Genomic DNA, 25,305 nt, shown 5'->3' with positions numbered 1-25,305 from the left:
TGGCGGATTGTCGCGATCTCAACAAATATGATGTCACGATGGTTGACACCACTGAGGTCTATACGTCGCGATTATTGACACATCCTGTCAAAAATCTTGACACTGGAGGACCTAAGCCTCGAAGTTCTAATTATTTTCCGTAGGTTATCCGAACGAAGCCTAAGGACGACTTTAATCGATGCACACGGAAATAACAGCGTTGCCCCAAAGCAACATATTACGAGATTTCTCGTTTTCTCGTATCGACAAGCGTTGACCTGCTTTTGGCTCCTGACGCATACGCTTGTCGATGGTCAACCAACTCAGCACCAGCAAGAGGTCCGCGATCCTCCGGGATATGATGGAACGCCAAGGCATCAACGCGCTGGCGCGGACCAAAGACGGTAACACGGGGCAGTCTGGCCGCCCGAGCCAGGTGACGGTCCTGAAGCTGCTTGCTGACGCGGGCGATACCGCCATCGACTTCCTCGACCAGAAGATGCGTGATCTCCCTGTCAGGTATGTCGAGGCCGACGAGATGTTCGCCTTTGTCGGCATCCGGGGCCTGACCCTGTTGAAGAACCAGATGCGCGCGCCCAAGGGGCAGGGCGTCTTCTGGATTTGGATGGCTATCGACCCCGTCAGCAAGCTGATCGTCGCCTGGCATGTCGGCGGTCGAGGTAACGCGGACGCAAAGATTTTCATCGCCGACCTGAAGGCGCGGTGCGCTGGCCGCATCCAATTGACGACCGACTCGCACCGCGCCTACTTCGAGGCGGTCGGGTCGGAGTTCGGCGACGACATCGATTATGCGACGGTGAAAAAGCAGGACGACAACGAGCAGCAACTGGTCGTTGAGGAATACACCGGCGTGAAAATGCCTTACCGGCCCAAGAAGCGTCCCAAGCGTGAAATGCACCCGCCCGTCGTTCGCAGCGGCACCCCGGATGAGGACTGGATCACAACCAATCACATCGAAAGCTTCTTCCAGAAGCTGCGCCAGAACCTTGGGCGGTTCGCGCGCAAGTCGGCGCTCCACTCGAAAACGCTGATCAATCTCAAGCGGGCGCTCGCGCTCTACATCTATCACTACAACTTCCAGCGCATCCACATGACGATCAAGACGACGCCGGCGATGGAGGCCGGCATCGATGACGACCGCTGGACCTGGGAGAACTTCATGGACCTCGTCGATGAAAGGGCGGCGGCTCAGAAGGCAGCCCGGCGTGCCGGTCAGTTGGAGGCCGCCCGCCACGTTGATGACGAGAACATCATCCGCCTGAAAGCCCCCCGCGACGAGCAGGCGGGCGAATACACCGTCATGGTCAGCCTGCACCAGAAATACGCCAAGATTCACCTGACCGCCTGCGTGCATCTGCGCGACACCCCTGGCCGGCAGAGCAAGAGGGGCGACTCTCACAAATTCCAGTGCGAAACCTTCGACGCCGCTCAGAACCTCGCCTACGACTTCATGCCCGACGACGTGGATGTCTGCAAAATCTGCCTTGGCGCGTATCACCGCCTCGACACTGGACGCGGCAAGGGCGGCAGCAACCTGAAGCACTAGAGGCGGCAGACGAACGGCGCGTCGTCACCGACGCGCCGTTAATGGTCTGCCCCACTCCGACAGCAGCATCGCCATGACCTTGGACGGGTCTTCTGCGATGGCGACCTCGACACCATCGACGAGGCCGATGAAGCGGTCGTTCGCGACATCGGGATCGACGACGATCGTGATGGTGCGCTCGCCCTTATGAACGACGATCTTGTAGTCTTGGCCTGTCATTGCCGTGCTCCGAAGACAGAGGCGGTGTTGCCTCCGTCATGTCGGGCGCAAGATTCTTGCTACGGCTGGCCCAGCGGCGGAGGGGCCTGAATTTCAAACTGTGTCAGTGCCCGCGCGGCGCATCCCTGGAGCGCCGTCCGGCGTTGCTGTATCCTCGACCCCGCCGCGGCGGCAGGTCTCCTGAAGCCGTAGCGCGAGGTTCCCTTCTGGCCGACCCCTACATCCTCTTCCTGCTCGGCCTCGGCGGCGTCGTTCTGCTGGTGTCCTGGGCGCCGGTCGGCCTGAAGCGGCTGCCGCTGACGCTCGCCATCCTGTGCGTGGCCCTGGGCGTGCTGGTCTTCTCCAGCGGCCTCCTGGCTTTCGACCCAGATCCACGCACCTGGGACACCGCCACCGAGCGGCTGACCGAGCTGGTGGTGATCATCAGCCTGATGGGAGCGGGGTTGAAGATCGACCGGGTTCCCGGCTGGCGCAGGTGGTCGACGACGTGGCGGCTGCTCGCGATCGCCATGCCCCTCACCATCGCCGCCGTCGCCTGGCTCGGCTGGGCCGGCCTCGGCTTCAGCCTGGCCATGGCCCTGCTCTTCGGGGCCAGCATGGCGCCGACGGATCCGGTGCTGGCCTCCGACGTCCAGTGCGGCCCCCCCAGCTCCGGCGACGAGGACGAGGTCCGCTTCGGTCTGACCTCCGAGGCCGGGCTGAACGACGCCCTGGCCTTTCCCTTCGTCCATCTCGCCATTCTCGCCGCCGCCGGCGGGCTGGCGACCCAGGGCGGCCTGGTCGACTGGTTCAGCATCAAGGTCGGCTGGAAGCTGCTGGCCGGGCTGGGGTCCGGGCTGCTGATCGGCAAGGCGCTCGGCTATCTGCTGTTCCGCAGCCGCCGCGGCCTGTCCAGTCTGGCCGACGGCCTGATCGCCCTCGCCGCCACCCTGATCGCGTATTCGGTCACCGAGATGGTCCACGGCTACGGCTTCCTCGCCGTCTTCGTCTGCGCCGTGATGATCCGCGGCTCGGAGCGCGACCACCACTTCCATCAGGAAATGCACGACTTCTCCGACCAGATCGAACGGCTGCTGATGATGCTGCTGCTGGTCCTGTTCGGCGGCGCCCTGGCCAACGGCCTGCTGTCCAGCCTGACCTGGACGGACGCCCTCGTCGGCCTCGCCGTCGTCTTCCTCGTCCGCCCGGCGGCGGGGCTGCTGGCCATGGTCGGTTCGGGCCAGCCGCTGCGCGAGCGCCTGCTGCTGGCCTTCCTCGGCATCCGCGGCGTCGGCTCGGTCTACTATCTGGCCTACGGCATCAATCACGGCGACTTCGGCGACAGCGAGCGGCTGTGGGCCGTGGTCGGCTTCATCATCCTGCTGTCGATCGTGGTGCACGGCGTCACCGCCACGCCCCTGCTGCAGCGCCTGAACCGCCGCCGCGAGACCACCGCCGCGGCCTTCCCCGAGGGCGCCGCCCCTGCTAACCCTCCCGCCTCGAAGGACGGAGACTGAACCATGGCGAGCGAGAGCGGCTGGAACATGCCCACGGGCGACCTCATGAAGGGCAAGAAGGGCCTGATCATGGGGGTGGCGAACTCCAACTCCATCGCCTGGGGCATCGCCTCGCAGCTGGCGGCCCAGGGCGCCGAGCTGGCCTTCACCTATCTCGGCGAGGGGCTGGAGCGCCGCGTGCGCCCGCTGGCCGAGAGCGTCGGCGCGAAGCTGCTGATCCAGGCCGACGTCACCGACGACGCCTCGATGGACGCCGCCTTCGCCGAGTTGGAAAAGGAATTCGGCACGCTGGACTTCGTCGTCCACTCGGTGGCCTTCGCCAACAAGAACGAGCTGCAGGGCTCCTTCGTCGACAACACCACCCGCGACAGCTTCCTGCTGGCCATGAACATCTCGGCCTTCAGCTTCGTCGACGTGGCCCGCCGCGCCTCGAAGCTGATGCCGAACGGCGGCGCCATGATCACCATGACCTACCTCGGCTCCGAGCGCGCCATCCCCAACTACAACACCATGGGCGTGGCCAAGGCGGCGCTGGAGGCGGCGACCCGCTACATCGCCCGCGACCTCGGGCCGAAGGGCATCCGCGTCAACGCCATCTCGGCCGGGGCCATGCGCACCCTGTCGCTGGCGGGCATCTCGGGCGGCCGCGGCATGATCGCCCAGGGCCGGGCCATGTCGGCGATGAAGGAGGACACCTCGATGGAGGGCGTGGCCGGCTGCGCCCTGTGGCTGTGCTCGGACCTCGGCCTGTCGACCACCGGCGAGGTCATCCACGTGGACGCCGGCTTCCACATGATGGGCCTGCCGGACGGGGAGGAATAGGCCTCAGCGGGCCGCCCGCTCCACCCGTCGGTAGCGATACCGGTCGCGGATGTTCGGGCCGAAGAAGCGGCCCTTCGAGAAGGCGTTGCGGAAGTCGGCGACCACTTCCGGCGGCACGGCCTCGTAGTCGTAGACGTCGCCCGAGGTGAACACCACGCGCAGGCGGCGGTGCGGTTCGTCGTAGGTGAAGCGGCGGATGACGCTGGAGGGCATGGCCGCCGCCTCCGCCTCAGTCCCTGAGCGAGTCGGGCACCAGGCCGCCGTTCTCGGCCAGCTTGCGCCACACCGCCTTCGACAGGGCGATGTTCTGCTCGGCCGAGCCGTGCGGGCCGGCGTGGACGTTCAGCTCCTCGGCCAGCTGCTTGCGCGCCTCGAGGCTGGAGTCGAGGCCCAGCAGCTTGAGCAGGTCGACGATCGAGGTGCGCCAGTTGCCGGCCGCCGCCTCGCCCTCTATCTCCGCCATCGACTGCAGCACCGCCTCGACGTCGACCGGCGGCAGGGCCGTCTGCGCGGGCGCCGCGGTGGCGATCACGGTCGGCTGCGGAGCCGGCGCGGCGGCGGGCTCCTGCTCCTTCCGGTGTCCCCGGATGCGGTCCCAGATCGAGCTGAAGATACCCATGCGATCGCCTTCCTCTGTTGGACCGGCGTAACGCTTCGGCAGGGGCCGGGTTCAGTCCGGCTCGCGCTCGTCGACCTCGTTCGGGCGCACGGCGCGCAGCCAGCCCTCGGCGATGTGCAGGTCCGGCACGGCCTCGCGGGTGAAGGGCAGGTACCAGGTCGGTCCGCCGGCCGCCGGGGCGATCTCCAGCATGTCCGAGGCTCCGAAATTCTGCACCGACTTGACCCGGCCCAGCACGACGTCCGCGGGATCGCGCGCCTCCAGCCCGATCAGGTCGGTCAGGTAGAACTCGTCCTCCTCCGGCTCGGGCAGCCGGGCGCGGGGCACGAACAGCTTCAGCCCGCGCAGGGCGTCGGCCTGCTCCTTGGTGGCGATCTCCTTAGCCCGCCCGACCACGCCGTTCTTGTCAGGGCGCGCCGACAGCAGGGTCAGCCCCGGCGAGCCGTCGGCGCGCAGCAGGTCGCGATAGTCGAGCAGGGTCATGGGGTCGGCGGTGTAGGCCGTCACCCGCACCTCGCCCTTGACCCCGAACCCGCCGGCCACCTGGCCGACCAGCACCAGCTTTTCCCCAGCCACTCGCATCTCCGCGTCTGAACCTGCCGCCAGATAGCAGAAAGGCGGCGCCCGGTGGACGCCGCCTTCCTTTCGTTTCGATCCGGCGAGGGGATCAGCCCTCGGCCTTCTCCTCGGTCGCCTCTTCGGCGGCCGGGGCCTCCTCGGCGGCGGCTTCGGCGGCCGGAGCCTCTTCAGCGGCGGCTTCAGCAGCCGGAGCCTCTTCGGCCGGAGCGGCGTCAGCGGCGGCCTTGGCGGCGGCGGCCTCTTCCTTGGCGCGGGCGGCGGCTTCGGCCGCTTCAGCCTTGGCCGCGGCCTCGGCTTCCAGACGGTCGGCCTCGCGCTGGGCGCGCTCGGCGGCGCGCTCCTGGGCCTTCTTGCCCGGCTCGGCCTTCTTCGGGTTGTTGCCCTGGGTCCACTTCACCTTGTCGGCCAGCGCCTCGTCCTGCGACAGGAAGCGAGCGACGCGGTCGGTCGGCTGGGCGCCCTTGCCCAGCCACTCGGCGATGCGGTCGGTCTTCAGGACGACGCGCTTCTGCTCACCGTCGCGCGGCAGCATCGGGTTGTAGCTGCCGACGCGCTCGATGAACTTGCCGTCACGCGGCGAGTGGGAGTCGGCGACGACGATGTAGTAGTACGGGCGCTTCTTGGCGCCGCCGCGGGCCAGACGAATCTTCAGCATTTCAGGTCTCTTTCGGTAGTCAGTTCTTCTTGGGGAAGCCCGGCAGCCCCGGAAGGCCGCCCGGCAGGTTGGGCATCTGTCCGCCACCCAGGCCGGCGAGCCGGTCCTGGAGGGCTTTCATCTCCTCGGCGCTGGGTTCGGCCATCTTGCCTCCGCCCATCGCCTTCAGGCGGGCCATGTCCGGTCCGCCCATTCCGCCGCCGACGCCGCCCAGCATGGCCGCCATCTGCTGCATCTTCTTCGGCCCGCCGCGGGACAGCGCCTTGACCGTGTCGGCCATCTGGCGGTGCTGCTTGAGCAGGCGGTTGACGTCCTGGACCTCGACGCCGGCGCCGGCGGCGATGCGCCGCTTGCGGCTGGCGTTCAGCAGGTCGGGCTTCTTGCGCTCGGCCTTGGTCATCGAGCTGATGATCGCCTCCTGGCGGCCGATCATCCGGTCGTCGATATTGGCGTCGGCCATCTGGGCCTTCATCTTGGCCACACCGGGCAGCAGGCCCATGATGCCCTGCAGGCCGCCCATGCGCTTCATCTGCTGCAGTTGGCCCATCAGGTCGTCGAGGTCGAACTGGCCCTTTGCCAGCTTCCTCGCCATCTTCTCGGCCTTCGCCTGGTCGAGCTCCTGGCTGGCCTTCTCGACCAGCGCCACGATGTCGCCCTGGCCGAGGATGCGGCCGGCCACGCGCCGGGCGTCGAACACCTCCAGCTGGTCGACCTTCTCGCCCGCGCCGAGGTATTTGATCGGCAGGCCGGTGACGGCCCGCATCGACAGCATGGCCCCGCCACGCCCGTCGCCGTCGGCGCGGGTCAGGATCAGTCCGGTCAGCGGCAGGCGCTCGTGGAAGGCGCGTGCGGTGCGCACCGCGTCCTGGCCGGTCAGGCTGTCGGCCACGAGCAGGGTTTCGACCGGCCTCGCCACGGCGGCGACCTCGGCCACCTCGGCCATCAGCGCCTCGTCGAGGGTGATCCGGCCGGCGGTGTCGAGGATCAGGACATCGAAGCCCTGCAGCTTCGCCGACGACAGGGCCCGCTTGGTGATCTGGACCGCCGACTCGCCCTTGACGATCGGCAGGGTGGCGACCTCGATCTGCCTGCCGAGGGTTTCGAGCTGCTCCATGGCCGCCGGACGCCGGGTGTCCAGCGAGGCCATCATCACCTTCTTGCGGTCGAACTTCGTCAGCCGCAGCGCCAGCTTGGCGGAGGTGGTCGTCTTGCCCGAGCCCTGCAGGCCGGCCATCAGCACCACGGCCGGCGGCGTGGCGTTCGTGTTCAGCGGGACCGGCTCCTCGCCGCCCAGCATCTCGACCAGGCCGTCGTAGACGATCTTGACCACCTGGTCGGCCGGCTTGACCGAGCGGATCACCTCCTCGCCGGTGGCGCGCTCGGTGGCGAAGGCGATGAAGTCCTTGACGACCGGCAGGGCGACGTCGGCCTCGAGCAGGGCGACGCGCACCTCGCGCATGGCCTCGGCCACGTCCTTCTCGGACAGGGCGCCGCGGCCGGTGATCCGGTCGAAGACGCCTGTCAGCCGCTCGTTCAGAGCCTCGAACATCCAAACCCTTTCATGCGCGGTCCCGCGGCTCCATACGACGACGACCCCCGTGGACGATCACGTCGACGGGGGGTTCTCGCCTGCCTCGTCCGGCCGGGCCGGGGTCGTGCAGGTGGAGACGCAGGGTTCACTTGCGCCGGAAGCGGCGGCTTATGGCGGAAAACCCCGGCGAAGACAAGGCGGGGACGGCCGCCGGGTGATCACCGTTCAGCTTTCGGCGAATTCATGCGCCGTCGCTATTTCGCCGCGGAAGGCACACGCGGCTGCAACAGCGTGGCCGTATCCGGAACCGTCGCCGCCCCGAGCGACCGCATCCCGCCAAGGAGATCGCCGTGAAAACCCTCGCTTCTCTCGCCGCCGTCCTGACCCTCGCCGCCGCCGGCGCCGTCTCCGCCCAGGAGACGCGCATCCGCTGGGACGACCTCGACCTGTCGACCGCCGCCGGCGCCGCCGCCTTCGACGCCCGCCTCGACGCCGCCGCCCGCCGCATGTGCCGCGACGCGCGTCGGCCCGGCAGCCGCATCGGCGATCACGCCTTCTGCCTGTCCGCCTTCCGCAACGAGGCCATCCGCCAGCTGCCCGGCACGGCCCAGGTCGAGTATGCGCTCAGCCGCCTGCCGATGGTCGAGGCCTGATCGCCCGGGGGGACGGGGGCCGCGACCTCAGCAGCCCCCGTCGTCATAAGCTGTGCTTCTGTGTAGCTGTACAGTTCTCGGGCTCTATTCGCCGTTTTGTCGCGGTTCCGGTCTGGCGAACGTCACACCCGCCAATCATGTGGCTTGTGCCGCAATCCCGCGGCCTGGAGCCTCTCCGATGACCCGGACCCTGCTTTCCCTCGCCGGCGCCGTGCTGCTGTACGCCGCCCCCGCCGCCGCCCAGGACACCCTGCGCGTGCCCTTCGCCGACCTGGACCTGTCCACCGGCGCCGGCGCCGCCGCCTTCGACGCGCGCGCCGCCGAGGCCGCTCGCGACGCCTGCCGCCGCGGCCCGTCGGGCATGGTCGACACCACCTGCGTGAAGATCGTGCAGCGCGAGATCGTGCGTCAGCTGCCGGCGGCCCGCCAGGACGACTACGCCCGCGCCCGCCGCGGCGAGCGGGTCCTGGCCATGGTCAGCCCCGCCTGGCCGGCGTGAGCCATATCGGCTGTCACGCCGGTATCGCCGGTCCCCCCCGGCGTGGCCCGCTTGTCCTCGCCGGAAAGTATCGCTTGCAGAAGGGCCCGCGGACCGCTCCGCGGGCCCTGTCGCATCAGTTGGTCGGGAAGCCCCGCACCTTGAGCAGGGCGGCGACGTCCGGATCGCGGCCGCGGAAGCGGCGGTAGGCCTCGCCGCGGTCCGACGAGTTGCCCTCGGACAGGATGATGGCCTTGTAGCGGGCGGCGATGTCCGGATTGAACACGTCGCCCGACTCCTCGAAATAGGCCCAGGTGTCGGCGTCCATCACCTCCGACCACAGGTACGAATAGTACCCGGCCGAGTAGGCGTCCGAGGTGAACAGGTGATTGAACTGCGGCAGGCGGTGCCGCATCACGATCTCCTTCGGCATGCCGTAGCGTTCCAGGCTCTCGCGCTCGAAGGCGTCCGGATCGGTCGGCGGATCGGCGCGGGTGTGCAGGTCCATGTCGACCAGGGCCGAGGACAGGTAGCTGACCGTGGCGTAGCCCTGGTTGAAGGTCTGCGAGGCCTCGACCTTGTCGACCAGCGTCTGCGGCATCGGCTGGCCGGTCTCGACGTGCTTCATGTAGCCGTCGAGGATCGGCCGGCTCAGCACCCAGTGCTCGTGCACCTGCGACGGATACTCGACGTAGTCGCGCGGCGTGCCGCCGAGCCCCGGATAGGTGATCCGGTACGACAGGTAGTGCAGCGCGTGGCCGAACTCGTGGAACAGCGTCTCGGCGTCGTCCAGCGAGATCAGCACCGGAGCGTCGCCCTCGGCCTTGATGAAGTTGTTGTTGTTCGAGGCCAGCACGTTCTTGACCCCGTCGTAGGTCGAGTAGCCGCGGTAGCTGGTCATCCACGCGCCCGAGCGCTTGCCCGGACGGGCGTAGTCGTCGGCGTAGTAGAGGCCGGCGTGCTGGCCGTGGTCCTTGACCTCGTAGACCACCACGTCCGGATGCCAGACCGGCACGGTTCCCTGCGGCAGGCGCTCGAAGGTGAAGCCGTACAGCCGCCGCGCCATCTCGAACGAGCCGGCGCGGACGTTGTTGAGCTCGAAGTACGGCTTCAGCTCGTTCTGGTCGAGGTCGTACTTCTGCTTCCGGACCTTCTCGGCGTAGTACAGGTAGTCCCAGGGCTCGATGTCGTGGCCGGCGATGGCGCGCATGTCAGCCACCTCCTCGGCGACCCGCGCCTTGGCCGGCGCCCAGACCCGCATCATCAGGTCCATGGCCGCTTCCGGCGTCCTGGCCATGGTGTCCTGCATCCGCCACGCCGCATGGTGCGGGAAGCCCAGCAGCTTGGCCCGCTCGGCGCGCAGCTTCACGATCTCGGCGATGATCGCATTGGTGTCGTTCGCATCGCCGTTATCGCCCCGGTTGACGAACTTCCGCCAGACCTGCTCGCGCAGGTCGCGGTCGTCGGCGAAGGTCAGGAAGGGATCCACGCTGGAGCGGGTGTTGACGATCACCCAGCCGTCGAGATTGCGCGCCCGGGCGGCGGCTGCGGCGGCGGCCTTGTTCGACTCAGGCATGCCGGCCATGCCGGCCTCGGTCGGGATGACCGTCCAGGTCTTCTCGTCGTTGACCACCTTCTGCGAGAACGAGGTGAAGGCGTTCGACAGGGCGGTGTTGATCCGGCCCAGTTCGGCCTTGCCGGCGGCGTCCAGCGCCGCGCCGTTGCGCACGAAGGCGTCGCGGGTGCGCTCGGCGTAGCGGGTCTGCTCCGGCGTCAGCCCCATCCGCCCGGCGTTGTCGGCCACGGCGCGGATACGCGCGAACAGCGCCTCGTTGAAGATGATCTCGTCGCCGGCGGCGGACAGCAGGGGCGAAACCTCGGTGTCCACCGCCTGGTAGTCGTCCGAGCCGATGTTCTGGGTCATCACCCCGAAGATGCTGCTGGCGCGGTCCAGCGGCTCCCCGGCCATCTGATAGGGGACCAGGGTGTTGGCGAACGTCGGATCGTCGGCCTGGTTGGCGATGGCCGCGATCTCGGCGCGCTGGAGCTCGATGCCCTCGAGGATCGCCTCGCGCAGCTTCGGCGCGGTCACCTTGTCCCACGGCGGCACGCCCTGGTAGGGCCCGGTCCACGGCTGCAGCAGCTCCGCGCGCGGCGTCTGCGCCGGCAGCACGGCGCGGCCGATGCGGGCGTCCTCGGCCAGCGAGGCCGGCGTCTGTCCGGTCCCGCCCATGCCCATGTCCATGCCGTTCGCGGCGCAGCCCGACAGGGCCATGAAGCTCCCTCCGGCGATGAGTAGGTGTCGTCTGTGCATGTGAAGCTCCGTGCCTGCCGAACGTTCCGGTGGCCGGACCCTATGCCCTCCGGCGCCTGACTGTCACCTGAACCGGCCGTAATCTTCGCCGGTGGACGCCGGACGGTCGTGCGTCTAAAGCGCGCGCCATGGCCATTGGCGTTTTCGACTCCGGCGTGGGCGGGCTGACGGTCCACCGCGAACTGACCCGCCGCTTTCCGGAGCGGGACTTCGTCTACCTCGCCGACCAGGCCAACGCCCCCTACGGCGGCCGCGCGGGCGAGGAGATCGTCGACCTGACCCGGGCCGGCTGCGAACGCCTGTTCGAGGCCGGCGCCAGCGTCATCGTGCTGGCCTGCAACACCGCCTCCGCGATCGCCCTGCGCCGCCTGCAGCAGACCTGGGCGCCCTCGCTGCGCGAGCGCTACGGCCGGCCGGTCAACATCCTCGGCATCATCGTCCCGACCATCGAGGCGGCCACCGGCCTGCCGTGGTCCTACGAGGCCGAACGCCATGGCGAGAAGGTGGAGGCGATCGACGTCATCGGCGTCTTCTGCACCGCGGCCACGGCCATGAGCCGGGTCTACGAGATCGAGATCGACAAGCGGCGTGAGGACCTGGCCGTCTTCTCCGAAGCCTGCCCCGGCCTGGCCGGGTTGATCGAACTGGGCGCGCCGGCCGAGGAGCTGCGGGTCGTGGTGCAGGACCACGTCGACGCCCTGCGTCGCCGCATCGGACGCCATCCGGACAAGGCCATCCTCGGCTGCACCCACTACGAGATCGTCGCCGACGTCTTCGCCGCCGCCCTGCCGCCGGGCACGCCGATCATCCATCAGCCGGCCGCCGTGGCGGATGCGCTGGACCGCTACTTCGAACGGCACCCGGAATACGAGCTGGGCGGCTCCGGCCGGCGCGACTTCCTGACCACCGGCCGGCCGGGCCCGCAGTCGGAACTGGTCAGCCAGTTCTGGGGCGAGCCCCTGACGTTCGCGGCGGCCTGAACGACGCGCTTGACGCGAGGCCGGCCGAGGGTCCCGGATAGTCGCTGGAGGTCGCCCTTATGAAACCATTTGCGCTCGCCGCCGCCTCGCTGCTGCTGACCGCCGGCCCGGTCTCGGCCGAGATCGCCAGCCGCACCGCCGACAGCTTCACCCTGACCTACGAGCGCACCGTCGCGGCCTCGCCCGAAGGGGTTCTCGAGGCGATCGGCCGCCCCGCCGACTGGTGGAGCGACGCGCACACCTACTCCGGCGCCGCCTCGAACATCAGCGTCGACCTGCGCCCCGGCGGATGCTGGTGCGAGACGCTTCCGGGCGGCGGGGTGAAGCACGGCGAGGCGGTGCTGGTCTGGCCCGGGCAGCGGATGGTCCGCTTCGACGCGCCGTTCGGTCCGCTACAGGGCATCGGCGCCGACGCCGTCCTGACCATGACCTGGCCCGAAGCGGACGGCGGCGGCGCCCGACAGCTGAAGTGGACCTTCGTCGTGACCGGGCCGGGCGCGGGCGCCCTGGCCGATCCCGTCGACGGCGTCATGACCGAACAATTCGGCCGCCTCGCAGATTACCTCGACCGCAACTGAGGTCAGCCCGCCAGCGCCGCCTCCGAAGCGATGATCCGGCTGGCGGCGTGAACCACCGACGCGATGCGCAGCGCCGCCTGCACCTGGGTGTTGGCCACGCCGTGCTTGCGCAGCTCGCCCTCGTGGGCGTCCATGCAGGCGCCGCAGCCGTTGATCGCCGACACCGCCGTCGACCACAGCTCGAAGTCCATCTTCGTCACGCCCGGATTGGCCAGCACGTTCATGCGCAGCCGCGCCGGCAGGGTCGTGTACTCCTGGTTCTTCATCAGGTGCAGCGAGCGGTAGTAGATGTTGTTCATGCCCATGATGGCGGCCGCGGCCTTGGCCGCGGTCATCGCCTCGGGCGTCAGCACCGTGGCGGCCTGCGCCTCGACGGCCTTCACGACCGGCGCGATCCCGATGGCGTGGGCGGAGGCGAGGAAGCAGCCCCACTTCTGCTGGTCGTTGAGCACCGTCTCGTTGGCCAGCGAGGACAGGTTCAGCGAGATGTCCTTGGCGTAGGCCGGAAGAAGGTCGCGCAGGGCGTCGATCGACATGGGGAATCCTTCAAAGCACGTGCGCTCATGCCGCGTGGCTCCGCGAGCCGGGCGTCGGCGCACTCCAGATACAAAACAGGCGGCGACTCTCGCCGCCGCCTGTCAGTGAGGACCTTGGCGCTACTGTTACGCCGCCAGGGTCTCGCCGCCCACCGGGCGGTTGCAGGCGCACAGCTCGTCGGTCTGCAGGGCGTCGACGACACGCAGGGTGTCCGCCGGCGCGCGGCCGACGTTCAGGTTGGTGACGTAGACGTGCTGGATGACGTTGTGCGGGTCGACCACGAAGGTGGCGCGCAGGGCGACGCCCTCTTCCTCGTCGAGGACGCCGAGGGCGCGGGCCAGCTTGCCGCCGTTGTCGGCGAACTGCCAGATCGGCAGCTTGTCGAGGTCGGCGTGATCACGCCGCCAGGCCAGCTTGGTGAACTCGTTGTCGGTCGAGCCGCCGAGCACCACGGTGTCGCGGTCCTCGAAGTCCTTCCCGAGCTTGGCGAATTCCGCGATCTCGGTCGGGCACACGAAGGTGAAGTCCTTCGGGTAGAAGAAGATGACCTTCCACTTGCCCTCGAAGCTCTTCTCGGTGACCGGCTCGAAGGCCGAGACGCCGTTTTCCTCGTGGCTGTTGAAGCCCGGCTTCACGCCGATGATCTTGAACTCAGGCAGTTTCTGACCGACGCTCAGCATGGCTGTTCTCCTCGAACGATTGTCTGAATGGAAATCCGTGGAGCGCCGGGGGAGCGGCGCCGCGACCGCGAAATGGCTCGTGCAGTGCACAAAGTCAATGATACCAAAGGCGATTTGTCCATAGATAGTTCTTATGATCATCATAGGCTGACAGCGTCTGACGATCATCCCGCCGGGCCTTTACGAGCGCGCGCGGCACGGCCACGGTGGCGCAACGAAGAGGGAGCTCCACGATGCGTCATCTACTCGCTGCCGTTCTCGTCGCCGCCGCCGCCGCGCCGGCCCTGGCCGTGGCGCAGACTCCGCCGGCCACCATCGGAGAGCGCTACGTCCCCGCCCCCTGGTGGATGCGGGATCCGGTGATCGCGTCGATCGGCCACGTGCGCACCCAGGTCGCCGCCAACCGCGCGGCCTTCGGGGCGTCGTTCCAGTCCATCGACCGCAGCGCCGCCGACGCCTCGGCGAAGGCGGCCGACCAGATCCGCGCCCTCAGCCAGGCGCTCGGCGCCTACGGGGTCGACGCGGTCCGGGTGGAGACCACTGTCACCACCCGCCCTCTCTACGACCAGTATCGGGACGAGAACGGCGTGCTTCGCGACAACGTTCGCGCCGACCGCATCGAGCGCTACCAGGCCGACGCTTCGGTCAGCATCACGGTCCGGGACATGCGCGTGCTCGAGCGCGTCTACGCCACGGTCGTGGCGTCGCAGCCGACCTCGATCGGCCAGGTCTCCTTCAACCTCGAGCCCGACAACGCCGTGAAGACCTGGCTCCAGGGCGAAGCCGTGCGCGACGCCGCCCGCCGGGCGCGCGAGGCGGCCTCGAACGCCGGCGCCGGCCTCGGCGCGGTGCGCGTGATCGACCCGACCGGACGGGCCTGCGAAACCGACGTGCTGGCCGGCTGGCCCGCCTATGGATCGAGCGGCCTCGCCACCGACGTGGACTACGCCCCGGCCTTCGTCCCGCCGCCGCCCCCGCCGCCGGCGCCTGTCATGGCCCGGGGAGCCGCCGCGCCGACCGAACAGCAGATCGAGTCGGCCCGCCTCGCCCTGCAACCGCCGCTGCGCGAGCTCACCGACCAGGCCTGCGTGGTTTACGCCCTGAATTGATGGGGTTGACGGCGGTGGTCCGATCACGCAACCGGAAGGCGATGTATGCTTTTCACGTCAACCCGGCGTTCGGGTCCGGGTCCGTCGCCGCAGTTGATTGGCCCCTCTGCCATGTACGCGTCCAGGACGATGCGCGCTTCCCGTGGCTGATCCTCATCCCGCGCCACGCGGGGCTGCACGAACTGGAAGATCTGGACCCTGCGGGCCGGGCGGCGCTGATCGAGGAGGTCGCAAGCGCCGGACAGCAGGTCCGCGCCATCGGCGAGTTGACCGGCCGGCCGGTCGAGAAGCTCAACGTCGCCGCCCTTGGCAACGTTACGCCGCAGTTGCACGTCCACGTCGTGGGTCGCCGGCATGACGACGGCCTGTGGCCGGATCCGGTCTGGGGCCGGGGGGGCGCAACACCCTGGGACGCGCCGACCCTGCAGCGAATCCTGTCGGGCCTGCGGCTCAGCGGAGGCGGGTGAGCGTCACCGTCCGCGTACGCCCGTCGGCGCGGAGCCGAGCACGCCAGGTCTCGCCCGCGCGCTCCAGCCTGGCGGTCCCAAGGCCTTCCAGGCGCAGGCTCCCGTCCACGGCCTCTGCGGCGCCGGCGCCGTCCGGTCCTCGCCAGCCGCCCTCGATCCGTGCTCCGGCATCGCTCAGCACCAGATCGAAGAGCACGGCTCCGTCCTCATCCATGACCCGCCAGTAGCCGTCCAGCGGCCCCGCCGCCTGGTCCGCGCGGATCTCGGCGGAGGCCACGCCCTGGTCGTAGGCGACCTCGGCGTCGGCCGGACTCGCCTCGTAGGAGCGCACATAGGAGTCGACGGTGACCGGCGCCTCCAGCGGCCGGCGTTGCGCTTCGCCCGCGCCGTCGCCTTCCGCGACCTCGCGTCCGAAATCGGACGGCGGCTCGAACGGCCGGATCGCCGGCGGCTCGTAGAGCGCCTGGGTGGACGGATGCGGCCCCGCCTGTTGCAGCAGGACCGCCACGGCGGCTGCGATGATCCCCGACATGAGAGCGAGGCTGCCGTCATTCCGGCCTGACGGCAAGCGCCGCCGGCCCGGCGCGGAACCCGGCTGCGGGGCGCGATGATTGTCCCATCCCCGCGACAGGGCCGCGACGCCTTGGCCGCGTTGACCCCCTGCCTCGCGCTGACTAAAGCCAGTGCACCGATAGCGGGCGGCTGATTTCGCTCGGGTTTTTGAGAACCATTCGCATCATGTCGAGCTCTCCCCTCCCGGGCGACGCCTCCAACGATCCGACGACCGACCAGAGCGGCCGTTTCGTGCGTCAGCCCAACGGCCGCGTACGGCCCCTGTCGCCCCATCTTCAGATCTGGCGCTTCCACATCACCATGTGGGGCTCGATCCTCAACCGCTTCGCCGCCGGGGCGCTCTCGGTCGGCACGGTGTTTATCGGCGCCTGGCTGGCCGCCGCGGCCTTCGGACCGGACGCCTATGCCTGGTTCGCGTCGATCATGGGCTCGCCGCTGGGCCTGCTGATCTGGTTCGGGATCACCCTTGCCGCCGCCTATCACCTGACGGCCGGCATCCGGCACCTGGTATGGGACGCCGGCTCGGGCCTCACCCCGAAGGCGGCCAACAGCCTGACCGTCGTCAGCCTCGTCGCGGCCGGGGTCATCGCCGTCGGCTTCTGGATCGTCCTGTTCGCGACCGGGAAGGTGGTCCTGTGAGCAAGCCCGCCCGTTACGTGAAACACGTCAAGGTCTCCGAGCGCGAAGGCGCCGGTGAGTGGAAGGCCGAGCGCCTGTCTTCTCTCGTGTTGATCCCGCTGGCCTTGTGGGGCCTGTGGAGCGCCTGGGCCCTGTCGGGCGCCGGCTACGACGGCGCGCTCGGCTGGTTCCGCTCGCCCATCAACGCCACGCTGCTGGCGATCACCCTGCTGATCTCCGTCTGGCACATGAACATGGGCCTGAAGGTCATCGTCGACGACTACATCCACAAGCCGTCGTCGCGCACCGCCCTGCTCGGCCTCATCGGCGCCCTCTGCCTCCTGCTGGCCGCGGCCGGCGTCTTCTTCATCGTGCGCCTGGCGCTGGGCTCGGCCCCGCTCCCGGCCGGTCTCGGAGCCTGATCTTTGGCCGCCTACGAATTCGTCGATCACGCCTATGACGTCGTCGTGCTCGGAGCCGGCGGCTCCGGCCTGCGCGCCGCCCTCGGCGCCGCCCAGCAGGGGCTGAAGGTCGCCTGCGTCACCAAGGTCTTCCCGACCCGCTCGCACACCGTCGCGGCCCAGGGCGGCATCTCCGCCTCGCTCGGCAACATGGGCGAGGACTCCTGGCAGTGGCACATGTACGACACCGTCAAGGGGTCGGACTGGCTCGGCGACCAGGACGCCATCGAATACCTCGTCCGCAACGCCCCCAAGGCCGTCTACGAGCTCGAGCACTGGGGCGTGCCGTTCAGCCGCACCGAGGACGGCCGCATCTACCAGCGCGCCTTCGGCGGCATGACCCGCAACTTCGGCGAGGGCCCGGTGCAGCGCACCTGCGCCGCCGCCGACCGTACCGGCCACGCCATCCTGCACACCCTGTACGGCCAGTCGGTGCGCCGCGAGGTCGAGTTCTTCGTCGAATATTTCGGCCTCGACCTGATCATGCAGGACGGCGTCTGCACCGGCCTGACCGCGCTCAAGCTGGACGACGGCACCCTGCACCGTTTCCGCGCCAAGCTGGTCATCCTGGCCACCGGCGGCTACGGCCGCGCCTATTTCTCGGCCACCTCCGCCCACACCTGCACCGGCGACGGCAACGCCATGGTGCTGCGCGCCGGCCTGCCGCTGCAGGACATGGAGTTCGTGCAGTTCCACCCGACCGGCATCTACGGCGCCGGCTGCCTGATCACCGAGGGCGCCCGCGGCGAGGGCGGCTACCTGACCAATTCGGAAGGCGAGCGCTTCATGGAGCGCTATGCGCCGACCGTGAAGGACCTCGCGCCGCGCGACATGGTCAGCCGCTCCATGACGATCGAGATCCGCGAGGGTCGCGGCGTGGGTCCGAACAAGGACCACATCTTCCTGCACCTCGACCACCTCGACCCGGCCATCCTGCACGAGCGGCTGCCGGGCATCTCGGAGTCGGCCAAGATCTTCGCCGGCGTCGACGTGACCAAGGCCCCGATCCCGGTGCTGCCGACCGTGCACTACAACATGGGCGGCATCCCCACGAACTATCACGGCGAGGTGCTGACCCTGCGCGACGGCGACCCCGACGCCGTCGTCCCCGGCCTGATGGCCGTCGGCGAGGCGGCCTGCGTGTCGGTGCACGGCGCCAACCGCCTGGGCTCCAACTCGCTCACCGACCTGGTGGTGTTCGGCCGCGCCGCCGGCCTGCGCACGGGCGAGATCGTCGACAAGGCCTCGGCCGTGCCGGACGCCCCCGCCTCGGCGACCGACGCCCACCTCGCCCGCCTCGACCGCTTCCGCCATGCGAACGGCTCGACGCCGACGGCGAAGCTGCGCGTCGAGATGCAGCGCGCCATGCAGTCGGACGCCGCCGTGTTCCGCACCGGGCGGACGCTGGAGGAAGGCGTGCAGAAGCTGCGCGCCATCGACGCCGCGGGCGCCGACATCAAGACCACCGACCGCGGCCTGATCTGGAACACCGACCTCGTCGAGACGCTCGAGTACGACAACCTGATCGCGCAGGCGATGGTCACCATCGAGGGGGCGCTGAACCGCACCGAGTCGCGCGGCGCCCACGCCCGCGAGGACTTCCCCGACCGCGACGACGTCAACTGGATGAAGCACACCCTCGCCTGGAAGGTCCCCGGCGAGACGGTGCGCATCGACTACCGGCCGGTGCACAACTACACCATGTCGGACGAGGTCTCGTACATCGAGCCCAAGGCGCGGGTGTACTGACGTGCTGACCGGCGGCTGCCATTGCGGGAGCGTGCGCTACGAGACGGCCGACGCGCCGTTCGAGCGCGCCCTCTGCCATTGCGAGCTGTGCCGCCGGACCACCGGCGCGCCGGCCGTGGCTTGGTTCACCGTCCGCGAAAGCGCCCTGCGCCTCACCGGGGAGCCGGCGACCTACGCCTCGTCGGACCACGCCGTGCGCACCTTCTGCGGCCGCTGCGGGACGCAGATCACCTTCAAGGACGCCGCCTACGGCGACCGCATCGACCTCACCACCGCCAGCCTCGACGATCCGGAGGCCGCGCCTCCGGTCGAGCAGATCTGGGTGCGCAGCCGTCTCCCGTGGATGGCCGCCGCCCACGCCCTGCCCGACGACCTTGACCGCCGACCGACAGAAGCCTGATCCATGGTCCAGCTCACCCTCCCCAAAGGCTCGAAGCCCACGACCGGCAAGGTCCACAAGGCCCCGCCGGGCGCGAAGAACGTCAAGACCTACAAGGTCTACCGCTACGATCCCGAGGTCGACGCCGACCCGCGCTGGGACGTCTACGAGGTCTCGGCCGACGACCACGGGCCGATGCTGCTGGACGCCCTGATCCACATCAAGAACGAGATCGACCCGACCCTGACCTTCCGGCGCTCGTGCCGCGAGGGCATTTGCGGCTCGTGCTCGATGAACATCGACGGGCGCAACACCCTGGCCTGCACCAAAGGCTGGGAGGAGTGCTCCTCCTCGACCATCGCCATCGCCCCGCTGCCGCACCAGCCGGTGGTCAAGGACCTGGTCACCGACCTGACCCTGTTCTACGCCCAGTACGACTCGATCCAGCCCTACCTCCAGTCTGACGAGCCGGACCCGGAGAAGGAGCGGTTGCAGACGCCGGAAGAGCGGGCGAAGCTGGACGGCCTCTACGAGTGCATCCTGTGCGCCTGCTGCTCGACCAGCTGCCCCAGTTACTGGTGGAACCAGACCGACTACCTCGGCCCGGCCGCCCTGCTGCAGTCCTACCGCTGGATCGCCGACAGCCGCGACGACGCCACGGACAAGCGGCTCGACGACCTCGAGGACCCGTTCAAGCTCTACCGCTGCCACACCATCATGAACTGCGCCCAGGTGTGCCCGAAGGGCCTGAACCCGGCCAAGGCCATCGCCGAGACCAAGAAGCTGATGGTCTCGCCGTCGCGCAAGAAGCAGCCGGCCTGACGTGGCGAAGATCACCTACATCGAACACGACGGGACCGAGCACACGGTCGAGGTGAAGACCGGCCTCTCCGTGATGGAGGGGGCGATCCGCAACAATGTGCCGGGCATCGACGCCGACTGCGGCGGCGCCTGCGCCTGCGCCACCTGTCACGTCTATGTAGACGAGGCCTTCCAGGCCGAGACCGGCCGCGCCTCGGCGATGGAGGAGTCGATGCTCGACTTCGCCGAAAACGTGCAGCCCAACAGCCGCCTGTCGTGCCAGATCCGCGTCTCGGACGACCTTGACGGCCTGATCGTCCGCCTGCCGGAAAGCCAGCACTGAGCCGCGCCAATCCGGACCTGGTCGACCTCGTCGGCCGGCTCATCGCCGACGGACCGAAGGATCGTCCGCCGCGGATCGGGATCGTCGGCGCGCAGGGGTCCGGCAAGACCACCCTCGCCCGCGCCGCGGCCGTCCGTTTCGACGCCGTCCAGATCTCGATCGACGACGTCTACCTGACCCGGGCCGAGCGCGAGGCGCTGGCCCGCGACGTCCATCCGCTGCTGCTCACCCGCGGGCCGCCGGGGACGCACGACCTCACGCTGCTGCAGGACCTGATCGACCGTCTCTCGATCGCCGGCCCGGGGGACGAGACCCTGATCCCCGACTTCGACAAGCGCGGCGACGACCGCTGGCCGGTCGAGCGCTGGCGCCGCTTCCGCGGCCGGCCGTCGGCCATCCTCATCGACGCCTGGTGCCTGGGCGCGGCGGCCGAGGACGAGGCCGCCCTCGCCGTCCCGGCCAATGCGCTGGAGCGCGACCACGACACCGACGGTCGCTGGCGGCGGTGGGTCGACGCGCAGGTCGCCGGCCCCTACGCCGCCTTCGCCGCCCGCTTCGACGCCCTGCTGTTCCTGCGCGCGCCCGGCTTCGAGGTGGTGCTCGACTGGCGCTGCCAGCAGGAAGCCGACCTGCTCGGCGTCGCCCCGGACGATCTGCCGCACGAGGAGCGCCGTCGTCTCGCCGGCTTCATCCAGTATTTCGAGCGCATCACCCGGCGCATGCTGGCAGGCGGCGTCCGCGCCGGCGTGACCGTGCAACTGGATCGAAACCGTCTGCCCGTATCAGCGCCGCAATGAGTCAGCCCTCCGATCGCCGCTTCGAACCCCGCACGCCCGCCGCGGTACGCGGCGTCGTGGTCGCCCCGGGTCTGGAGCTGCCCTGCCGGATCGTCGACGCCTCCGCCTCGGGCCTGCGCGTCCGCCTCGACCGCAAGCTCGCCCTGCCGCCGACCGTCCAGCTGATCGACCTCGCCCAGGGCGTGGTCATCGAGGCTGACGTCGCGTGGAGCAAGGGTCAGGAGGCCGGCCTCAAGCGTCGCGGCCAGGCCTCCCTGCGCGGTCTCGTTCCCTCCCGCCTCGCGGCGGCCCGGGCCGCGTTCCTCCGCGCCGGCGGCCGGTAGGACTCAGACGCCTTCCGGCATGGTCCCGGCGTTGATGGCGATGCGGCCGATCAGGCCCTTGACGATCAGGTCCAGCGCCGAGCCTTCGCGGTAGTCGGCCGCGGCGACGAAGTTGACCCGGTCCTCGGAGATCAGGCTGTAGATCTTCTGCTGGTCGCGCTCGGAGTTGCGCGGGTCGTAGACGGCGATCGAGAAGCCGCCCTTGGTGTGCATCATCTTCATGGTCGGCACGTCGGTGTCGCCGTCGCCGAGGAAGATCATCCGCTCGAACGGCACCGGCCGCACCTCGTCGGGGATGAAGCGGTTGATCTTGTCGTGCTCGTAATGGTTCAGCACGCCCTTGTTGATGCGGAACAGGTACTGGGTCTTGGTGGTGTAGTTCACCCCCACCGCCGGCCAGATCGCCACGCCTTCGTCGTCATAGACGAACTTCGACGCGAACACGTGGCGGAAGGCCTCGCGGATCGGGCAGCCATCGATCATCTCCTCCAGCCCGGCCGAGATGATGTAGTGCTCGATCTCCAGCCCATACCTGGCGCCCAGGGCGTCGATGCGGTCGAACCAGCCGGGGCCGGTCAGGTCGGACTTCAGCCCGTCGAACAGCTTCACGTCATGGCCGTGCTCGCGCAGCATGGCGCGTGTGATCGGCGAGCCGTTGGCGCGCGCATGGCTCAGCATCAGCTGCATGTACATCAGGATGCCGTCGCCGTCGGCGACCCGCGTCAGCCGCTCGGCCTCGTCCCAGAAGGCGCCCTTCTCCATCCCGACCGAGGGGATGAAGCTGACCTCCTGCATGTTGCCGCGGGCGAGGGTCCCGTCGAAGTCGTAGATGAGGGCGGTCTTGAGCAGCTTGGCCATGGCAGGTTCCGACGCCGGGGCGCGTGGAGGCGAAGGGCTGCTCGTTAGTGAGCCGCGGGGGCGGAGTCAAAGGCGGGTCCGACTCGCTTCAGTCGACGCCCGCCATGCGCCAGTCGGGACCAAGCCCCAGCTCGGGGGCCGCAGCGGCGGTCTGCGCCTCCAGCGGCAGGTGAAGGATGAAGGCCGCGCCCTTGCCCGGCTCGCTCTCCACCTCGGCCCAGCCTCCGTGCAGCTCGACCAGCGCCTTGACCAGGGCGAGGCCGACCCCGGGGCCGCCCCGCTCGCGGCGCACGAAGCGATCGAAGACGTGGGCCTGCAGGTGGTAGGGGATGCCGCGGCCGGTGTCCTCGACCCGGATCCGCACCTCGGCCGGGCCGCTCTCGGCCGACAGGGTCACGGCGCCGCCTTCGCCGACGGCGCGGGCGGCGTTGTCGAGCAGCAGCTCCAGCGCCTGTTCGACCCGCTGGGCGTCGGCCCGGATCGGACGCAGGCCCGCAGGACAATGCACGCTCAGAACCGCGCCGCGTCCCTCGATCCGCGCCCGCGCCCGGGCGGCCGCCTCATCCATCAGGTCGCAGACGCGAACATCCCCCAGGGCCAGCTCCATCTCGCCGGCGTCGATCTGGGCCATGTCCAGAACGTCGTCGATCGAGTCGGCCAGCTGGCTCGCCGCCACCCGGATCGCCCCGGCGTGCTGGCGGCTGCGCTCCGGCAGATCGGTCTGCGCCTCGAGCAGTTCCGAATAGCCGACGATGGTGGTCAGCGGGGTGCGCAATTCGTAGGAGACGCTGCCCACGAACTCCCGCTTCAGCGCCTGGCTCTCCTCCAGCGCCGCCGCCTTGGCCGCCAGCGCCTGCTCCAGTTCGCGCCGCGCCGTCACGTCCGAGAAGGCCACCAGCGTCGCCCCGTCCGGCAACGGCCGGGTCTGCCACGCCGCCACGCGGCCGTCGGCGGTGCGCCCCTCGCCCGAGATCGGCACCCGGCTTTCGGGGTCCGGATCGGCGACCCGCGCCTTCAGCCCCAGCCACAGGCTGGGGTCGGGCATGGTCTGCTGGCACAGGGCGGCGACGGCGTCGAAATCGCCGGCGGTCCGCAACTGCTCGCCCGTGACGCCCCAGAAGGCCTCGAAGGCCTCGTTGTGCAGCCGGATGCGGCCGTCGGAGCCGAACACCGCCACGGCGTCGTTGAGCTTGTCGAGGGTGGCGGTCTGCACCTGCAGCTGCGCGTTGAAGCGACTGCGCAGCTTCAGCTCGTCGGTGATGTCCGAGAACAACAGCAGCACCCCGCCCAGGGGGTGCGGCTGGCGCACCACCCGCAGGGTCCGGCCGTCGGGCAGGGACCAGCTGTCGTCGGGGGCCGCCGCCGACGCCCCGTAGAAGTCGAGCTCGCGGGTCTTCCAGCCGGCGTAGTCGACCACCTCCGGCAGCTGACGCCGCTGGCGCAGCCGGTCCAGCAACTCGGCGTGTGTCGGCCGCTCGTCGAGCCAGGCCGGATCGAGGCTGAACAGTTGCTGGAAGGCGGTGTTGTGGAAGGCCAGCCGCTTCGACGGGCCGAAGATGGCCACGGCGTCGGCGAGGTGGTTCAGGGTCTCGTCGTGCGCCTCGACGTGGCGGCGCAGGGTGTCGCGGGTCTCCTCGGCCTCGGTCATGTCCAGCGCGAAGGCCAGCACCGCCCCGGCCCCGCCGGGCGCCGGCTCGGCCACGATCCGCCACGCCCGCCGCCGCCCGCCGCCCGTGGTCCAGCGGAAGCCCTCCTGGCGCTGGTGCAGCCGTCCCGCCTCGGCGACGATGGCGTCGGCGCCGCGGTCGAAGCTCAGCCCCTTCTCGCGCGCCGTCTCGACACTCTCGACCTTCATCTCGGCCAGCCACGCCCGGTTGGCCCAGGCCAGCCGACCGGCCGCGTCGACCACCCAGGTCGGCGAGGGATAGAAGTCGGCCAGCAGGCCCAGCCCGCTTTCGGCCGCGGTGCCGACAAGACCCAGCCGCGACAGCCTGAGCCATGCCGCGCCGGCCGCCGACCGCCCCTCGACGGCCCAGGCTCCGGCGGCGCCTTCCATGACCGCGTCGAACGGTTCGCCGCGTTCGATCAGGGCGTCCAGACGGGGGCCGGCGACCTCGCGCACGGCGTCGAGGACCACCAGCGCCGGATCGTCGGCGACGTCTTCGGCGGTGGCGAGTTCCTTCAGCAAGGCATCCCAGGTGGCCGGGGCGCCGAGCCGGGCGGCGCCGCCGCCGGGAGTCAGCGCCAGGCGCACATCCTCGAACGCCGCCAGGGCGCCGTCGCGGTGGGCGAGATCGACCCGCGTGGCGGCCATGGCCGTCTCCAGCGCCGCGTTCCGCTCGGCCAGCCGCCCGCGCAGCCGCGCCGCCCAGGCGCTGAGCGCCAGAGCCAGCCCCGCGGCGCCCGCGGTCGCGACATAGGCGATGTCGGCTTCCGCCATCTGGTCCCGTTCAGCTCCCGCGCCCTGATTCGATAACCATACCTGATGAGGCGGGGGTGGCGAGTGGCGAGGCGGCAGGAAACAGGCAACAGGCGCCAGGACCGAAGCCGGGACGGACCGGCGACGCTCGCTCGCCTGCCCCGCCTTGTCCCTGCCGCCAGTCGCCAGCTGCCTGCTGCCTGCTGCCTGTTGCCTGTTGCCTCCGGCCTGCTCACTTATCGGCCATGCCCTTGCCGTGGACCAACCAGACTGCCCCGTCCCTCGACGACTTCGCACGCCTCGCGCGCGCCGCCTTCGACGATCTGCCCGATCCGTTCCGGACGCTCGCCGGAGACGTGGTCATCCGCGTCGACGACTTCGCCGACGACGAGACCCTCGCCGCCATGGACATGGAGGACCCGTTCGAACTGACCGGCCTCTACTCCGGCGTCGACATCGGCCGCCGCGACGAGATGGGTCCGGCGGCGGAGCCCGCCCGCATTTTCCTCTACCGTCGCCCGATCCTCGACGAATGGTGCGAGCGCGGCGACGTCGGCCTCGACGAGATCATCGCCCACGTCCTGATCCACGAGATCGGCCACCATTTCGGCCTCGACGACGACCAGATCCACCATATCGAGGAGTCGGCGGACTGAGCCCCCGCCGACGAAGGGGCCTGCGTCCGCTTTTGACGTCCCGGCATGTTTCGCTTCCCGTCGGG

30 protein-coding genes are annotated in these 25,305 nt (G+C 69.6%); 18 read left to right on the top strand and 12 right to left on the bottom strand.

Annotation, left to right across the window (positions count from 1 at the left end; all coding sequences use genetic code 11):
- Positions 1-340 precede the first annotated feature (340 nt).
- Complete coding sequence (locus tag BM333_RS03070; RefSeq protein ID WP_092307149.1) at positions 341-1,546, top strand: hypothetical protein; 1,206 nt, start codon at positions 341-343, stop codon at positions 1,544-1,546.
- Between the two features lie 24 nt (positions 1,547-1,570).
- On the opposite strand, the gene BM333_RS03065 is transcribed toward BM333_RS03070, so the two are convergent.
- Complete coding sequence (locus tag BM333_RS03065) at positions 1,571-1,765, bottom strand: hypothetical protein (protein WP_092307147.1); 195 nt, start codon at positions 1,763-1,765, stop codon at positions 1,571-1,573.
- A 143-nt stretch (positions 1,766-1,908) separates the two neighbouring features.
- On the opposite strand from BM333_RS03065, the gene BM333_RS03060 reads away from it, so the two are divergent.
- Together BM333_RS03060 and BM333_RS03055 are read left to right on the top strand one after the other, a co-directional pair.
- Complete coding sequence (locus BM333_RS03060; RefSeq protein ID WP_245777117.1) at positions 1,909-3,261, top strand: cation:proton antiporter; 1,353 nt, start codon at positions 1,909-1,911, stop codon at positions 3,259-3,261.
- A gap of 27 nt (positions 3,262-3,288) precedes the next feature.
- Positions 3,289-4,083, top strand: coding sequence for an enoyl-ACP reductase FabI (locus BM333_RS03055; protein WP_177221792.1), 795 nt, complete (start codon positions 3,289-3,291; stop codon positions 4,081-4,083).
- A gap of 3 nt (positions 4,084-4,086) precedes the next feature.
- Here BM333_RS03055 and BM333_RS03050 read toward each other — a convergent pair whose 3' ends face one another.
- The 5 genes from BM333_RS03050 to ffh form a co-directional block, all read right to left on the bottom strand.
- Entirely contained in the window at positions 4,087-4,296 is a 210-nt protein-coding gene (locus BM333_RS03050; RefSeq protein WP_092307143.1) for a KTSC domain-containing protein, read from the bottom strand.
- Positions 4,297-4,312: 16 nt separating this feature from the next.
- On the bottom strand, positions 4,313-4,702 hold the full coding sequence (locus tag BM333_RS03045) for a DUF3597 domain-containing protein (protein WP_092307140.1): 390 nt from the start codon (positions 4,700-4,702) through the stop codon (positions 4,313-4,315).
- 51 nt (positions 4,703-4,753) lie between these two features.
- Positions 4,754-5,278 carry a ribosome maturation factor RimM gene (gene rimM / locus BM333_RS03040; RefSeq protein WP_425425112.1) on the bottom strand — a complete coding sequence of 175 codons (525 nt, stop codon included), beginning with the start codon at positions 5,276-5,278 and terminating at the stop codon, positions 4,754-4,756.
- A gap of 91 nt (positions 5,279-5,369) precedes the next feature.
- The gene (gene rpsP, locus BM333_RS03035) at positions 5,370-5,936 is read right to left on the bottom strand and encodes a 30S ribosomal protein S16 (RefSeq protein ID WP_092307136.1); all 567 of its coding nucleotides are present in this window, start codon (positions 5,934-5,936) and stop codon (positions 5,370-5,372) included.
- Between the two features lie 19 nt (positions 5,937-5,955).
- Complete coding sequence (gene ffh / locus BM333_RS03030) at positions 5,956-7,485, bottom strand: signal recognition particle protein (protein WP_092307133.1); 1,530 nt, start codon at positions 7,483-7,485, stop codon at positions 5,956-5,958.
- A 332-nt stretch (positions 7,486-7,817) separates the two neighbouring features.
- Between ffh and BM333_RS03025 the strand changes: the two genes are divergently transcribed.
- Entirely contained in the window at positions 7,818-8,120 is a 303-nt protein-coding gene (locus tag BM333_RS03025; protein WP_177221779.1) for a UrcA family protein, read from the top strand.
- 178 nt (positions 8,121-8,298) lie between these two features.
- Entirely contained in the window at positions 8,299-8,619 is a 321-nt protein-coding gene (locus BM333_RS03020; RefSeq protein WP_092307128.1) for a UrcA family protein, read from the top strand.
- A 115-nt stretch (positions 8,620-8,734) separates the two neighbouring features.
- On the opposite strand, the gene BM333_RS03015 is transcribed toward BM333_RS03020, so the two are convergent.
- The gene (locus tag BM333_RS03015) at positions 8,735-10,912 is read right to left on the bottom strand and encodes a M3 family metallopeptidase (protein WP_092307125.1); all 2,178 of its coding nucleotides are present in this window, start codon (positions 10,910-10,912) and stop codon (positions 8,735-8,737) included.
- A 128-nt stretch (positions 10,913-11,040) separates the two neighbouring features.
- Between BM333_RS03015 and BM333_RS03010 the strand changes: the two genes are divergently transcribed.
- Together BM333_RS03010 and BM333_RS03005 are read left to right on the top strand one after the other, a co-directional pair.
- Entirely contained in the window at positions 11,041-11,892 is an 852-nt protein-coding gene (locus BM333_RS03010; RefSeq protein ID WP_092307123.1) for a glutamate racemase, read from the top strand.
- A gap of 59 nt (positions 11,893-11,951) precedes the next feature.
- Positions 11,952-12,470 carry an SRPBCC family protein gene (locus BM333_RS03005; protein ID WP_092307121.1) on the top strand — a complete coding sequence of 173 codons (519 nt, stop codon included), beginning with the start codon at positions 11,952-11,954 and terminating at the stop codon, positions 12,468-12,470.
- A 2-nt stretch (positions 12,471-12,472) separates the two neighbouring features.
- Here the strand turns inward: BM333_RS03005 and ahpD are convergent, their stop codons facing one another.
- Positions 12,473-13,006 (bottom strand): alkylhydroperoxidase, AhpD family, encoded by a 534-nt coding sequence (gene ahpD / locus BM333_RS03000; protein WP_092307119.1) that lies wholly within the window; start codon positions 13,004-13,006, stop codon positions 12,473-12,475.
- A gap of 126 nt (positions 13,007-13,132) precedes the next feature.
- Positions 13,133-13,687 (bottom strand): peroxiredoxin, encoded by a 555-nt coding sequence (locus tag BM333_RS02995; RefSeq protein WP_092307117.1) that lies wholly within the window; start codon positions 13,685-13,687, stop codon positions 13,133-13,135.
- A 233-nt stretch (positions 13,688-13,920) separates the two neighbouring features.
- On the opposite strand from BM333_RS02995, the gene BM333_RS02990 reads away from it, so the two are divergent.
- Positions 13,921-14,796, top strand: a complete 876-nt coding sequence (locus tag BM333_RS02990) for an SIMPL domain-containing protein (RefSeq protein ID WP_092307114.1) — start codon at positions 13,921-13,923, stop codon at positions 14,794-14,796.
- 41 nt (positions 14,797-14,837) lie between these two features.
- Positions 14,838-15,263, top strand: a complete 426-nt coding sequence (locus tag BM333_RS02985; RefSeq protein ID WP_092307112.1) for an HIT domain-containing protein — start codon at positions 14,838-14,840, stop codon at positions 15,261-15,263.
- Here the strand turns inward: BM333_RS02985 and BM333_RS02980 are convergent.
- Positions 15,247-15,795 carry a hypothetical protein gene (locus BM333_RS02980; protein WP_092307110.1) on the bottom strand — a complete coding sequence of 183 codons (549 nt, stop codon included), beginning with the start codon at positions 15,793-15,795 and terminating at the stop codon, positions 15,247-15,249. The genes BM333_RS02985 and BM333_RS02980 overlap by 17 nt on opposite strands.
- A gap of 206 nt (positions 15,796-16,001) precedes the next feature.
- On the opposite strand from BM333_RS02980, the gene sdhC reads away from it, so the two are divergent.
- The 8 genes from sdhC to BM333_RS02940 all read left to right on the top strand — a co-directional run bounded on the left by sdhC (position 16,002) and on the right by BM333_RS02940 (position 21,307).
- Complete coding sequence (gene sdhC, locus BM333_RS02975) at positions 16,002-16,475, top strand: succinate dehydrogenase, cytochrome b556 subunit (RefSeq protein ID WP_177221778.1); 474 nt, start codon at positions 16,002-16,004, stop codon at positions 16,473-16,475.
- Positions 16,472-16,876: a succinate dehydrogenase, hydrophobic membrane anchor protein gene (gene sdhD, locus BM333_RS02970; protein ID WP_092307108.1), complete on the top strand. Its 405-nt coding sequence runs from the start codon at positions 16,472-16,474 to the stop codon at positions 16,874-16,876. The genes sdhC and sdhD overlap by 4 nt, the downstream gene beginning before the upstream one ends.
- 3 nt (positions 16,877-16,879) lie before the next feature.
- Complete coding sequence (gene sdhA / locus BM333_RS02965; protein ID WP_092307106.1) at positions 16,880-18,664, top strand: succinate dehydrogenase flavoprotein subunit; 1,785 nt, start codon at positions 16,880-16,882, stop codon at positions 18,662-18,664.
- 1 nt (position 18,665) lies between these two features.
- Positions 18,666-19,064, top strand: a complete 399-nt coding sequence (locus tag BM333_RS02960) for a GFA family protein (protein WP_092307104.1) — start codon at positions 18,666-18,668, stop codon at positions 19,062-19,064.
- Positions 19,065-19,067: 3 nt separating this feature from the next.
- Positions 19,068-19,865: a succinate dehydrogenase iron-sulfur subunit gene (locus tag BM333_RS02955; protein WP_092307102.1), complete on the top strand. Its 798-nt coding sequence runs from the start codon at positions 19,068-19,070 to the stop codon at positions 19,863-19,865.
- A gap of 1 nt (position 19,866) precedes the next feature.
- The gene (locus BM333_RS02950; protein WP_092307100.1) at positions 19,867-20,187 is read left to right on the top strand and encodes a 2Fe-2S iron-sulfur cluster-binding protein; all 321 of its coding nucleotides are present in this window, start codon (positions 19,867-19,869) and stop codon (positions 20,185-20,187) included.
- A gap of 596 nt (positions 20,188-20,783) precedes the next feature.
- Positions 20,784-20,984, top strand: coding sequence for a hypothetical protein (locus tag BM333_RS16075; RefSeq protein ID WP_245777116.1), 201 nt, complete (start codon positions 20,784-20,786; stop codon positions 20,982-20,984).
- Positions 20,981-21,307, top strand: coding sequence for a PilZ domain-containing protein (locus tag BM333_RS02940; RefSeq protein ID WP_092307096.1), 327 nt, complete (start codon positions 20,981-20,983; stop codon positions 21,305-21,307). The genes BM333_RS16075 and BM333_RS02940 overlap by 4 nt, the downstream gene beginning before the upstream one ends.
- Before the next feature lie 3 nt (positions 21,308-21,310).
- On the opposite strand, the gene BM333_RS02935 is transcribed toward BM333_RS02940, so the two are convergent.
- Positions 21,311-22,165 (bottom strand): HAD family hydrolase, encoded by an 855-nt coding sequence (locus tag BM333_RS02935; protein WP_092307094.1) that lies wholly within the window; start codon positions 22,163-22,165, stop codon positions 21,311-21,313.
- An 88-nt stretch (positions 22,166-22,253) separates the two neighbouring features.
- A complete protein-coding gene (locus BM333_RS02930; RefSeq protein WP_092307092.1) occupies positions 22,254-24,605 on the bottom strand; it encodes an ATP-binding protein in 2,352 nt (783 codons plus the stop codon).
- Between the two features lie 224 nt (positions 24,606-24,829).
- Here BM333_RS02930 and BM333_RS02925 point away from each other — a divergent pair, with 224 nt between their 5' ends.
- The gene (locus BM333_RS02925) at positions 24,830-25,240 is read left to right on the top strand and encodes a metallopeptidase family protein (protein ID WP_092307089.1); all 411 of its coding nucleotides are present in this window, start codon (positions 24,830-24,832) and stop codon (positions 25,238-25,240) included.
- Positions 25,241-25,305 lie beyond the last annotated feature (65 nt).

The sequence above is a fragment of the Brevundimonas viscosa genome (genome assembly GCF_900116065.1).
GTDB classification, from domain to species: Bacteria; Pseudomonadota; Alphaproteobacteria; order Caulobacterales; family Caulobacteraceae; genus Brevundimonas; species Brevundimonas viscosa.
Note: the sequence above shows the minus strand (reverse complement) of the source record. Positions and strands in the feature narration are given on the sequence as shown.